The organism is Streptomyces sp., assembly GCF_035563135.1.
Lineage (GTDB): Bacteria > Actinomycetota > Actinomycetes > Streptomycetales > Streptomycetaceae > Streptomyces.
The window spans coordinates 1-11,799 of record NZ_DATMVN010000664.1 but is presented as its reverse complement, the minus strand read 5'-3'; the positions used below and the strand labels follow the sequence as shown (position 1 = coordinate 11,799).

Genomic DNA, 11,799 nt, shown 5'->3' with positions numbered 1-11,799 from the left:
AGGGGGACGGCGCGAGCGAGGAGACGGCTGCGGCCCAGGCGGTGCTCGATGCCTGCGAGCCGGGCAGCGGCGTGTACCTCCCGGCAGGCCGGTACCGCACCGGTGAGCCTGTACGGATCGGACCCTGTGTCACCTTCAAGGGTTCCCGCGGGCCCGGTGGGAACGAACACGACGCGGCCGGCCCGTCGTTCGGCCTGAAGCCGCTGCCCGGTCCCGTGGGTGAGGCCGTGGTGCTGGTCCTCGATCAGATGCGGGGCGGTTGCACACGTCGGGCCGTCGAGCCGCGGATCTTCGACCTCACCATCGACGGCTCGGCGCTGCCGCGGGGCGGGGCGGAGACCGACGGCATCCGGGCCGTCGGCCGGACCCGGCACCTGCGGCTGCGGGACACGCGGATCCGCGAGGTCACCGGTATCGGCGTCAGTACCGTCCTGAAGAAGGACCCCTCCTCCGAAGAGCTCTCCCGCTGAAGGGCTCTCCCGGCCTCTTTCCGGACGCGGGCCCGAAGCGCCCGCGTCCGATCCCTCACCGACACGAGCAAAGGACATCGACACCGGTGCGCACGAGATCCCTGCTGTACGCCTTCACCGCGATACCCCTGCTGGCCGCCTCCGTGGCGCTGCCGGCCTCCACCGCCCACGCCGCTCCCGAGCCGCTGCTCTACGGCGAACTCGCTCCCGAGGGCAACTTCACCACCGCCCCGCCGAACACCACCTGGTGGTCCTCCACGGGCACCGGCGCCGACTACACGGGCGGCACGCTGAAGACCTCCGTGGGCACCGACAAGACCAGGCCGTACGACGCCATGCTGGGACGCAACGGCGTCCGGCTGCGCAAGGGCGCGCTGTACACCCTCTCCTTCGACGCCCGTTCCTCAGCCCCGGCGAAGATCCGGGCGTCCGTCCAGGAGTCCAGTGGCTCCTACCACGCCGCCCTGGACGAGGAGATCGACCTGGGCACCGTGAGCAAGCGGTTCCAGTGGACCTTCCGCTCCACGATCGACACGACGGCCGGTGAGGGCGGCCAGATCGCCTTCCAGCTCGGCGCGCAGCAGGAGCCTCGCGACTTCATCCTCGACAACGTCTCGCTGACGACGTCGACGGCGCGTGAGGGCTTCTTCGTCGACCCCGGCTCCAATGCGCGCAAGTGGGTGGACGCCCACTCCGAACCCAACCCCGTCGACGCCCGCGCCGGCAGGATCCGCAGCCAGATAGCCGACCGCACCACGGTCAAGTGGTTCGGCGGCTGGAACACCGACGTGCAGACGGACGTCGACAGCTACATCGACAAGGCCACGGCCGCCGGCCAGCTGCCCACGCTCGTCGCCTACAACATCCCCGGCCGTGACTGCGGCGGTGCCTCCGGCGGCGGGGCCTCCGGCGCGGAGGCGTACAAGAAGTGGATGGACGGCTTCATCGCGGGCATCGCCGGTCGGCCGGCGCTCGTCGTCCTGGAGCCGGACGCGGTGGCCCAGGCCGACCTGGAGCAGAACTGCCTGACGCAGGAGCAGCGGGAGGCCCGCTTCGACATGCTCTGGTACGCCAACCAGCACCTCGACGCGCAGGGTCCGTACGTCAAGACGTACATCGACGCCGGCAACGCGACATGGACGCTGGGCGCGCGCCGTGAGGACAACCCGGCGGACAAGGGGATCGGCCTGAGCGACATGGCCGACCTGCTGGGCCGCTCCGGTATCTATTTCGCCGACGGTGTGGCCGTGAACGTGGCCAACTACCACTCCACCGACATCTCCAACGACTACGGCCGCCGGCTCGCCGCACGTGTCGAGGAGCGGCTGGGCGTCGGCACGACCTGGGTCGTGGACACCTCCCGCAACGGCAACGGCGCCTACAGGATCCCCGGCGACGAGAACAGCGGACAGGTCGGTTTCTGCAACCCGCCGCTGCGCAAGCTGGGCTCGGCCTCCCGGGTCGGCGAGGGCGGCGCCGCGTACTACCTGTGGATCAAGAACCCCGGCGACTCCGACGGCCGGCACGCCGACGACAACCGCTGTCCGGTGGAAGGGCCCCAGTACAAGGCCGGTGACTTCTCACCGGAATTCGCGGTACGTCTCATGGACGGCAGCTGAAAGAATTTCCGGTACGGTCCGCCCACGGGCGGACCGTACCGAGGAGCGACGCCGGTCCCCGCCGCCCGTATGAGACGGCGGGGACCGGCGCCCGGCAGGGAATCCGGATACCTCCGGCTCGTTCGGCCGCAGTGGCCTGTCGGAGCCGGCCGTCGGCCGGATCTGGCGGAGGTTCCAGCTCAAGCCGCATCCGACGGACACGTTCAAGCTCTCGACGGACGTGTTGTCCGTGTTCTCCGTGTTGTTCGTGGAGAAGGCCGACGACGGCATCGGCCTCTGCTTCGATCCGTCCGAGGGCGCGGCGGTGCCCCCGGATGATGTCCGGGGTGCCCGGGCGGCGGACCCGCGACTACGTCCGCAACGGCCTGACCGCCCTGCACCGCCGGCACCGGGTGGCCGAGTACGAGAAGTTGTCTTTGTTACCGCTCGTCATATTCGGGAACACGTTCCACGTCCACAGGCCGCCGCGCACGCGGAGCGGCGTGTCGGCCCGGCTGGTACCCGATGAAGGAGATGCGCCATGACGAAGGCACGAGACATCATGACCGGCGGAACCGAGTGCGTCGGTGCGGAGGAGACGGTGCTGGACGCCGCCCGCAAGATGAAGGACCTCGGTGTCGGAGCGCTGCCGATCTGCGGCACCGACAACAAGCTCAAGGGCATGCTCACCGACCGCGACATCGTCGTGAAGGTTCTCGGCGCGGGCAAGGATCCCGCGACGTGCGCGGCCGGTGACCTCGCCCAGGGTGAAGCCGTCACCATCGGCGCCGACGACGACGTCCAGGAGATCCTGCGGACCATGACCGAGCACAAGGTCCGCCGTCTGCCCGTGATCGACGGCCATGACCTGGTCGGCATGGTCGCCCAGGCCGACGTGGCGCGGTCACTGCCCGACCCGCAGGTCGGCGACCTGCTCCAGGCCCTGTCCACCGACTGACGGCCGGACCTGCACCCGCCCCGGGTCCGGCCCGCGTCATGCGGGAGCGGTGTACGGGTCAGGACTCGGGGTAGGCGGGCGAACAGCTTCAGGCAGATGACGGTGAGAAGGAGACGCCCGGTGTTGATGGCACACCCCGCAGTGCTGCGAAACCTCGTCGACCAGTACGACACCCTGCGCGCCCTGCACGCGGAGAAGGGCGGTGACGAGGTGCGGCAACGGATGGACGACATCACCTACACGCTCTGCGTGTCCACCGGAACCCGCGACATCGACGCCGCGCTCATCGCCGCGCGTCACCGGCTGGCCGGATCACTCACCCAGGACGACTCCGTCCTCACCGCTTGACGGGACCCCGGATCAGCAGCCGCTGATCCTCGGGGCCGGAGTGGCGTCGTTGCCCGCCGTCGCCTCCATGGCCGTCCTCCCCGTCTGTCTGCGCCGGCGCGGTTCCCCGGAATCGAAACCCGCCGGCGCACCCCATGCCCCGGCCGGCGTCGAAGGCTGAGACGGTTCCGCCACCCGAGAATGAACCGTTCCGGCTGCTCTGCCGCTCCGTTGCGAGCCGGCCGGGCCGCAGGCGTGAGCACGGACGAGGGGGAGGAGCCGCGCGGGACGCGGGCGAAGAGCAAGCACCTGCGCGAGGCCGGCGACGCACTGAAGTCCGTGGCGATTTCCTTCCCGGAGGAATCCGGTCACCCCGGGGGGAATCCGGTCCCCGAAACCGCTGATCGTGACGTTCGCCGGCCGGATGCGGGCCGCCGGGCATGCCGTCGAGCCGGTCCCCGGCGCCCTGGAACAGCCGGGGCCGGACACCTGCCTCCGCCCTGGTCCCGTTACCGGGCAGTCGCACCGCTGCGGCTGATCCACTGGTGCCTGCCCCGGGACTAGGCAGTCAGCTGTTCGCGTGCGCTGTGACCGGTCGCCGGTCCGATGCCGTAGTCGGGCCGGCTGATCTCTGCCCACACCGCGTCGAGGGAGAGGCCGAGGGTGTCGGCGATCGCCGCGATGGTCGGGAAGGCGGGGGTGGCCACGCGGCCGGACTCGATCTTTCTGAGTGTCTCCGGTGAGACACGGGCGTCGAGCGCGATCTCGAGCATCGAACGTTCCCCGCGGGCCCGACGCAGGAGGGCGCCGAGGCGCTGACCACGTGCGACTTCTGCGGGAGTGAGCGGCAACCTGACCATGACCCCGATTCTATACCGGTATAGTTTGACCGGTATAGTTATTGGCTGCATGGAAAGAGCGTCGCATGATCGAGATCCTGAACCACATCCGGCTGGCCCGAGCGAAGGATTCGGGCGCCCTGGTCGCGGACATCCTGCACACGCTGAAGAGCCGCACCACGGTCGGCACGAACCTGCTCGACATCGACCGGTGGGCCCGGAAAATGATCGCCGAGGCGGGAGCGCAGTCCTGCTACGTCGACTACGCGCCCTCTTTCGGACGCGGCCCGTTCGGGCACTACATCTGCACCGCCGTCAACGACGCCGTGCTCCACGGGCTGCCCCACGACCGCACGCTCGCCGACGGAGACCTGCTGACACTCGACCTCGCCGTCTCCAAGGGGGGAGTCGCCGCGGACGCCGCTATCAGCTTCATCGTCGGTGACACCGAGCCCCCGGAGAGCGTCGCGATGATCGAAACGACCGAACGCGCGCTGGCCGCGGGGATCGCCGCCGCCGGGCCCGGGGCCCGCGTGGGCGACCTCTCCCACGCCATCGGCACCGTCCTCAGCGAGGCGGGCTACTTGATCAACGCGGAGTTCGGAGGTCATGGCATCGGATCGACCATGCACCAGGACCCGCATGTTTCGAACACCGGGCGGCCCGGCCGCGGGTACGAACTGCGCCCCGGACTGCTGCTCGCCCTGGAGCCGTGGGTGATGGCGGACACCGCTCAACTCGTCACGGATGCCGACGGGTGGACGCTCCGCAGTGCGACAGGCTGCCGGACGGCGCACAGCGAGCACACGATCGCGATCACCGAGTCCGGAGCCGAAGTCCTCACGTCACCCAACTGATCCTCCGGCCAGGTGACCGCCGGCCGGACCGGCACGTGATCCCTGGAGATCGCCGGTGGGGGCTGCTCGCCGGCCGCGCGGGTGAAGAGGGTCACCCGGGCACTGCGCCGGGCCCGGGGCCGAGGGTGTTCGGCAGGCCGGCGACTCGCGCGCTCCGGGGGTCCGGGGAGGGATGCCGCGAGGATCCAGGGGAGGGCCGGCGTAGGCGGTCGACGCCGTCGCCCGGCCGGCCCTGCGACGATCACGCAGGGGCTCCCGGCGCCTCGGTCCCGTGCGGTGGGCCGGACGGCGTCGAAGTGCCGGCCAGCCGGCCGGGTCGGGAAACCGGGTGATCGATAGCCTGCTCGACGATCAGGTGAACGACCTCGCAGGGTGGAACTCCCCAGGTTCTCCCCAGGCCCGGTCGTGAGCCGTGATCGGTCCGCTCGACACGTACAACCAGCAAGGTGGCGCGCGATGTTCACGACTCGGCCGACCCTCCAGGGCACCTTCGGCATGGTGTCCTCCACCCACTGGCTCGCCTCGCAGTCCGCGATGGCCGTCCTGGAGGACGGCGGCAACGCCTACGACGCGGCCGTCGCCGCCGGTTTCGTCCTGCACGTCGTCGAACCGCATCTCAACGGCCCGGCCGGCGAGGTCCCGATGATCCTCGCGCCGAAGGACGGCGAGGTGAAGGTGCTGTGCGGCCAGGGGCCCGCCCCCGCAGGTGCCTCGGCCGCGCACTACCGCTCGCTGGGCCTGGGCCTGGTCCCCGGCACCGGCCCGCTCGCCGCCGCCGTACCCGGCGCCTTCGACGCCTGGATGCTGCTGCTGCGCGACCACGGGACCAAGACCCTCGCCGAGGTCCTGAAGTACGCGATCGGATACGCCGGTGACGGCCATGCCCCCGTCGAGCGCGTCGGCCGGACCGTGGAGACCGTCCGCGAACTCTTCGAGACCGAGTGGCCGGCCTCCGCCGAGGTCTACCTCCCCGGCGGGCAGGCGCCCGAACCCGGCAAGCTGTTCCGCAACCCGGCCCTCGCCGCCACCTGGCGCCGCCTCATGGCAGAAGCGGAGGAGGAGGGCGGCGAGGACCGTGTCGCACAGATCGACGCCGCCCGCGCCGTCTGGCGTACGGGCTTCATCGCCGAGGCGCTGGTCCGCCAGGCCGCCGTGCCCACCATGGACACCAGCGGAAGCCGCCACGCCGGCACCCTCACCGCCGCCGACCTGGCGGGCTGGTCCGCGACGTACGAAGCGCCCGCCACATACGAGTGGAACGGCTGGACGCTGGCCAAGGCGGCCGGCTGGAGCCAGGGCCCCGCCTTCCTCCAGCAGCTCGCCCTCCTCCCGGCCGAGCTCCCGGCATACGGCTCCGCCGACTACGTCCACCTGCTCATCGAGGGGTGCAAGCTCGCGATGGCCGACCGCGAGGCCTGGTACGGCGACGCCGCCGGCGTACCGCTCGACACCCTGCTCTCCGCGCCGTACAACGACGAACGCCGCGCCCTGATCAAGGGCACCGCGTCGCTGGAGCTGCGGCCCGGCAGCCCGGAGGGCCGCAGTCCGGTCCTCGGCGCGCACGCCCACGCCGTCGCTTCCGGCGGGGCCGGTTTTGACGCCAGGGGCATCCCCGTGGCCGGAGCCGGCGAGCCGACGGTGGCCGAGGACGGCGCGACCCGCGGCGACACCTGCCACCTCGACATCGTCGACCGCTGGGGGAACATGGTCTCCGCCACGCCCAGCGGCGGCTGGCTCCAGTCCAACCCGGTCGTGCCCGAGCTCGGCTTCCCGCTCGGCACCCGGCTGCAGATGGCCTGGCTCGACGAGGGCCTGCCCAACACGCTGACCCCCGGCCGCCGGCCGCGCACCACGCTGACCCCCTCCCTCGCCCTGCGCGACGGAGTCCCCGTCATGGCGTTCGGCACCCCCGGCGGCGACCAGCAGGACCAGTGGCAGCTGCACTTCTTCCTCGCCGTGGCGCTGCGCGCCCAGGTGCGCGGCGGCCTCGACCTCCAGGGCGCCATCGACGCCCCGAACTGGCACAACGAAAGTTTCCCCGGCTCCTTCTTCCCGCGTGGGATGCGCCCCGGCAGCGTCACCGTCGAGGAGGGCATGGACCCGGAGGTGGTGGAGGAGCTGCGCCGCCGCGGCCACGACGTCACGGTCGGCGACCCGTGGTCCGAGGGCAGGCTGTGCGCCGTCGCCAGGGACCCGGAGACCGGCATCCTGTCCGCCGCCGCCAATCCCCGCGGGATGCAGGGCTACGCGGTCGGCCGCTGACCACCTGCCCGGGGTGCCCCCGGCGGACCGTGCTTAGCTGGAGTCATGATCGATGACTTTCTGTACGGGACCGCCGGGCACGCCGGGCCGACGGCCGAGGTGGAGGCGGCGGTCCGGGCGGCGGTCGCCGCCGAGATCATGCCGCGCTACCGGCAGCTGGCCACACACGAGATCGTCGAGAAGAGCGGCCCGCACGACCTGGTCACCGCCGCCGACCGTCTTGCCGAGGAGCACCTCACCGCGTCCCTGACCCGGCTCCTGCCCGGTTCGGTCGTCGTCGGCGAGGAGGCCGTCCACGCCGACCCCGCAGTCCTCGACGCGCTCGGCGGCGACGCCCCCGTGTGGATCGTCGACCCGGTCGACGGCACGCGACAGTTCGTGCACGGTGAACCCGGCTTCTGCACCCTGGTGGCCCTCGCCCGGCACGGAGAGGTGTACGCCTCGTGGACGTACGCCCCCGTGCTCGACGAGATGGCCGTCGCCGTACGGGGCCGGGGAGCCACGCTCAACGGCACGCCCCTGCACAGCGGTTCGCCCGCACCGGGTGCGGTGCTCAAGGTGGCCATGTCCCACCCCGACTACACCTCCGACGCCCAGAAGCGCGCCCTGCTCGGCCTGCGCACGGACGGCATCGACGCCCGTGCGTGCGGGTCGGCGGGCCTGGAATACCTCGCCGTCGCCTGCGGCGCGCAGGACGCGGTCGCCTTCAACTGGGAGTTCGCCTGGGACCACGCGGCGGGCCTGCTCCTGGTCACGGAGGCGGGCGGCGCCCAGTCGACGCTCTCCGGGGCGCGCTACCGCATCACCGGCGGAAACGATCTGCCGTTCACCGCGGCCCGGGACGGGGCGACGGCGGAACGGATCCTCCAGGCCCTGCGGACAGGCGCCCCGCAGGGTTAGGGCCCAGCCCGCGTCGGGACGGGGCCCGGCCCGCATCGGATGGAGCTCACACCCCCTCGGTGACCGAGGAGCCTCCCAGCACCGCCCTCACGTCCCGGACGACGCCGGCCGCCGTCTCCACCGCGGCCGCGTCCAGGCCTCGCAGCGCCTCGGACACCCGGTCCGTGAAGTCCGCCGGGGTGTCCGGCAGAGCGGCGGCGGAAGCGAGCGCGCCCTTCTCGTTGAGGCACCAGACGCGGTGGTGGGCGTGCAGGGCCTGGGCGAGGATCCCGAACGCCTTCGACAGGCAGAGGGCGACATGGAGGGTGTCACCGGCCGGGGCCGACTTGCGGGCGGCGGCCACGGAGAAGTCCGCCTCCCAGGCCGCATCGGTCAGCGCACGGCGCAGCGGTTCCGGGTAGAGCCGCATCGACGACTGGAGGCGCGTCAGCTCACCGCCCGGATCCTCGAGCACCTGACCGAGGGCGACCTCGCCCGCGTAGCAGGGGGACCAGAAGCCCAGGGGGTGGCCGGCCTGGACACCGACCTCGAAGCGCCCCGCCCGGCAGTCCGACCACACGGCCTCCACCCGGTCCAGATCGCGCAGGATCCAGTCGACGGCGGCACCGTCCACCGTCAGCCACGCCCCGCCGTTCACCCAGGGGCCCCACCCGCCGGGCCCCGCCACGCCGGCCGGCGCTCCCTGGGCCTCGGACGCCACCGCGGTGAGGGCGGCCAGATCCGGGGCGCCCCGGTAGTAGACGCCCAGGTCCCAGTCGGAGTCGGGGCGATGGGTGCCACGGGCCCGGCTTCCGCCCAGGGCGACCGCCTCGATGCCGGGCAGCCGGACGAGCCGGGACGCCATCGCGGTGACGGCGGGGCAGGGTACGCATGCGTTGTCCATCGGGCGGGAGGTTACCCGGCGATCCGTCGGGGGCGCGCCCGAATATCCTGGGTGCCCCGGCCATCGGCTGACAAAGGAGTCCGAAGGTGCCATCGATGCTGGATGCCGTTGTCGTGGGGGCGGGCCCGAACGGGCTGACGGCTGCGGTCGAGCTGGCCCGCCGCGGCTTCGCCGTGCAGGTCTTCGAGGCGGGGGAGACCGTCGGCGGCGGTGCCCGCACCGAGGAGCTGACCCTTCCCGGATTCCGCCACGATCCGTGTTCCGCCGTGCACCCGCTGGGCATCGGATCCCCGGCCTTCAAGGCGATGCCGCTCGCCCGGCACGGCCTCGAATGGCTCCACGCGCCCCTGTCGCTCGCCCACCCCTTCCCGGACGGCTCCGCCGCGGTGCTCGCCAAGTCCGTCGGTGAGACCGCCATGTCGCTGGGCGCACAGGACGCGGGCGCCTACCGCAGGCTGGTCGCCCCCTTCACGGGGCACTGGGACACCCTCGCCGAGGACTTCCTGCGCACCCCGTGGGACGGCCTGCCCCGGGACCCGTACCGCTGGGCGCGCTTCGGACTGGAGGCGGTCCAGCCGGCCACACTGCTCTCCCGGCGTTTCCGGGGGGAGAAGGCGCGCGCTCTGATCGCGGGCCTCGCCGGGCATGCCATCGCCCCCGCCAGTGGACTCGCGACCGGCGGGATCGCCCTGCTCTTCGCCCTGGCGGCGCACGAGGAGGGCTGGCCGGTGCCACGCGGCGGCTCGCAGGCGATCTCCGACGCGCTCGCCTCCTTCCTGCGCGAGCAGGGCGGCACCATCCGCACGGGCGTCGAGGTCAGACGCCTGGACGAACTCCCGCCCGCCCGCGCGTACATCTTCGACACCTCACCGACCGCGCTCGCCCGGATCGCCGGGCTGGGCGGCGCCTACGACCACTACCGGTACGGGCCCTCCTGCTTCAAGATCGATTACGCGCTGTCGGGCCCCGTTCCCTGGACGGCGGAGCAGGCCCGCAGCGCGGGCACGGTCCACATCGGCCCCTCCGCCGCCGAGATCGATGGGGCTCTGCGTGCCGCCGTGGCGGGCAGGGACCCGAGCGTCCCCTTCCTGATCACCGCGCAGCCCAGCCTCGTCGATCCGACCCGCGCTCCCGAGGGCCGCCATGTCTTCTGGGTGTACGGGCATGTCCCGGCCGGCTGGGAGGGGGACGCCACCGAGGTCATCGAGCGGCAGCTGGAGCGCTTCGCCCCCGGCTTCCGCGACCTGGTCCTGGCCCGCGCGGTCGCCGGGCCGCCCCGTCTCGCCGTACGCAACGCCAACTACGTCGACGGCGACATCGCCACCGGGGCGTTCGCCGGGCTCCAGACCGTGCTCCGGCCCAAGCTCGCCCGGGTGCCGTACGCCACCGCCCACCCCGCGGTCTTCCTCTGCTCCTCGGCCACCCCGCCCGGTCCCGGAGTGCACGGCATGTCGGGGCACCACGCGGCGAAGGCGGTGTGGCGGCGCCTGAGGGCGTCGTAAGGGGCGGGGCCCTCACGGGGCACAGGCGCACTGCGTGCCAGGAACAAGGCCCTCGCGGTCCGTCCGCAGGCCCGTCCGGACGGGCCTGCGGACGGACCGGCGGAGGCATCGGCCGATGTGGTTACGGCGTCACCTTGTCGCCGCCGAAGGTCACGACGAGGGAGCCGTCCCCGGCGAAGGACCAGTCCATCGCGCCGGAGTACGCGGAGCAGGCCGGACCGTTCGAGCCCGTCCAGAACTGGTTGGAGCTGTCGGCGTCACCCACGGTCTTGTCGTTCGACCCGTCGTCGCTGCGGCACGAGATGTTGTCACGGAACACCGAAGTGCCCTTGTCGAAGGAGAAGTTGCGTTCGGCGTTGTCGATGCTGACGTTGTCCGACACCGTCATCGAGCCGGGGTTGCTGTTGTAGGTGAATCCGTGGTGACCGTTGTCGTAGGCGATGTTGCGCCGGACGAGGTGGCCGACCTCGATGCCGTCGCCGCCGAGCTTGTAGCCGTTGCGGTCGCCGTCGGAGTTCACGGTCCCGTCGGAGAGGGTGCCGTTGCCGTAGGCGAGGGAGTCCTCGATGGTCACCGGGCCGATGGGGCCCGTCTCCGACTTGGTGTAGAGGTCCCAGCCGTCGTCGATGTTGTGGTGGGCCACGGTGTGGCGGAAGACGTTCCCGGGGCCCGAAGTGAGCTTCGAGGCGAAGCCGTCGGCGTCCTCACCGTCGGAGTCGGCGTTGTCGTGCGACTCCGAGCTCAGGACGAGGTTGTTCGCCGGCCACTCGTCGTCGGGGGTGTCGGAGGCGATCCGCGAGATCTGCAGGCCCGAGTCGTGGTTGAAGCGTGTCACGACGTGCTCGATGACGTTGTTGCTGCCGCCGACGAAGATCCCGTTGTCACCGGCGTGTTCGACGACGATGCCGTCGATGTGCCAGTACGCGCCGTTCACCGCGAGCCCGCGGTTCGCCGGATCCTCGCTCATGGCCGCGAAGTTCAGTACCGGGGTCTCGCCCGGGTGGGCGGCGAGTGTGGTGCGGGAGCCGGAGGTGCCGTCGTTGCCCGGCGGGATGGTGACCGTCTCGGAGTACTCGTACGTTCCGCCGCGCAGGTAGATCGTCCCGCCGGAGGTGACGCGGCTGATCGCCGAGGGGAGCGTCGTCGGGTCCGACTCCGTGCCGACCGCCTCGTCGCTGCCGTCCGGCGCCACGTACAGGGCGC

The 11,799-nt window shown here is 71.9% G+C and carries 11 protein-coding genes and 1 pseudogene; 9 read left to right on the top strand and 3 right to left on the bottom strand.

All coding sequences use genetic code 11. The features are described 5' to 3' along the window. The 5 genes and pseudogenes from VN520_RS29725 to VN520_RS29705 form a co-directional block, all read left to right on the top strand. A pseudogene (locus VN520_RS29725) lies at positions 1 to 470 on the top strand (hypothetical protein); the annotation flags it as partial. A gap of 86 nt (positions 471 to 556) precedes the next feature. Next, positions 557 to 2,089 (top strand): glycoside hydrolase family 6 protein, encoded by a 1,533-nt coding sequence (locus VN520_RS29720; RefSeq protein ID WP_325750037.1) that lies wholly within the window; start codon positions 557 to 559, stop codon positions 2,087 to 2,089. A gap of 520 nt (positions 2,090 to 2,609) precedes the next feature. Beyond that, entirely contained in the window at positions 2,610 to 3,026 is a 417-nt protein-coding gene (locus tag VN520_RS29715) for a CBS domain-containing protein (RefSeq protein ID WP_325750036.1), read from the top strand. A gap of 120 nt (positions 3,027 to 3,146) precedes the next feature. Next, on the top strand, positions 3,147 to 3,374 hold the full coding sequence (locus VN520_RS29710; RefSeq protein WP_325750035.1) for a DUF5133 domain-containing protein: 228 nt from the start codon (positions 3,147 to 3,149) through the stop codon (positions 3,372 to 3,374). Positions 3,375 to 3,414: 40 nt separating this feature from the next. Beyond that, positions 3,415 to 3,534, top strand: coding sequence for a DUF6766 family protein (locus VN520_RS29705; protein WP_414719986.1), 120 nt, complete (start codon positions 3,415 to 3,417; stop codon positions 3,532 to 3,534). Positions 3,535 to 3,913: 379 nt separating this feature from the next. Here the strand turns inward: VN520_RS29705 and VN520_RS29700 are convergent, their stop codons facing one another. Further along, positions 3,914 to 4,213 (bottom strand): helix-turn-helix transcriptional regulator, encoded by a 300-nt coding sequence (locus tag VN520_RS29700; RefSeq protein ID WP_325750034.1) that lies wholly within the window; start codon positions 4,211 to 4,213, stop codon positions 3,914 to 3,916. Between the two features lie 65 nt (positions 4,214 to 4,278). Between VN520_RS29700 and map the strand changes: the two genes are divergently transcribed. The 3 genes from map (at position 4,279) to VN520_RS29685 (ending at position 8,211) form a co-directional block, all read left to right on the top strand. Further along, entirely contained in the window at positions 4,279 to 5,049 is a 771-nt protein-coding gene (map, locus tag VN520_RS29695) for a type I methionyl aminopeptidase (protein WP_325750033.1), read from the top strand. 456 nt (positions 5,050 to 5,505) lie between these two features. Then, entirely contained in the window at positions 5,506 to 7,311 is a 1,806-nt protein-coding gene (locus VN520_RS29690) for a gamma-glutamyltransferase family protein (protein WP_325750032.1), read from the top strand. Between the two features lie 45 nt (positions 7,312 to 7,356). Next, positions 7,357 to 8,211, top strand: coding sequence for an inositol monophosphatase family protein (locus tag VN520_RS29685; protein ID WP_325750031.1), 855 nt, complete (start codon positions 7,357 to 7,359; stop codon positions 8,209 to 8,211). A 46-nt stretch (positions 8,212 to 8,257) separates the two neighbouring features. Here the strand turns inward: VN520_RS29685 and VN520_RS29680 are convergent, their stop codons facing one another. Beyond that, a complete protein-coding gene (locus VN520_RS29680) occupies positions 8,258 to 9,094 on the bottom strand; it encodes a nucleotidyltransferase domain-containing protein (RefSeq protein WP_325750030.1) in 837 nt (278 codons plus the stop codon). Positions 9,095 to 9,180: 86 nt separating this feature from the next. Here VN520_RS29680 and VN520_RS29675 point away from each other — a divergent pair, with 86 nt between their 5' ends. Then, a complete protein-coding gene (locus tag VN520_RS29675) occupies positions 9,181 to 10,596 on the top strand; it encodes an NAD(P)/FAD-dependent oxidoreductase (RefSeq protein ID WP_325750029.1) in 1,416 nt (471 codons plus the stop codon). A 121-nt stretch (positions 10,597 to 10,717) separates the two neighbouring features. Here VN520_RS29675 and VN520_RS29670 read toward each other — a convergent pair. Next, a partial coding sequence (locus tag VN520_RS29670; protein ID WP_325750028.1) for a right-handed parallel beta-helix repeat-containing protein occupies positions 10,718 to 11,799 on the bottom strand: 1,082 nt, incomplete at its 5' end.

What these genes read in the sequence shown, in the direction of transcription:
- VN520_RS29715 (WP_325750036.1), top strand. Translation starts at nt 2,610, where the DNA reads ATGACGAAGGCACGAGACATCATGACCGGCGGAACCGAGTGCGTCGGT.
- VN520_RS29700 (WP_325750034.1), bottom strand. Translation starts at nt 4,213, where the DNA reads ATGGTCAGGTTGCCGCTCACTCCCGCAGAAGTCGCACGTGGTCAGCGC.
- map (WP_325750033.1), top strand. Translation starts at nt 4,279, where the DNA reads ATGATCGAGATCCTGAACCACATCCGGCTGGCCCGAGCGAAGGATTCG.
- VN520_RS29690 (WP_325750032.1), top strand. Translation starts at nt 5,506, where the DNA reads ATGTTCACGACTCGGCCGACCCTCCAGGGCACCTTCGGCATGGTGTCC.
- VN520_RS29685 (WP_325750031.1), top strand. Translation starts at nt 7,357, where the DNA reads ATGATCGATGACTTTCTGTACGGGACCGCCGGGCACGCCGGGCCGACG.
- VN520_RS29680 (WP_325750030.1), bottom strand. Translation starts at nt 9,094, where the DNA reads ATGGACAACGCATGCGTACCCTGCCCCGCCGTCACCGCGATGGCGTCC.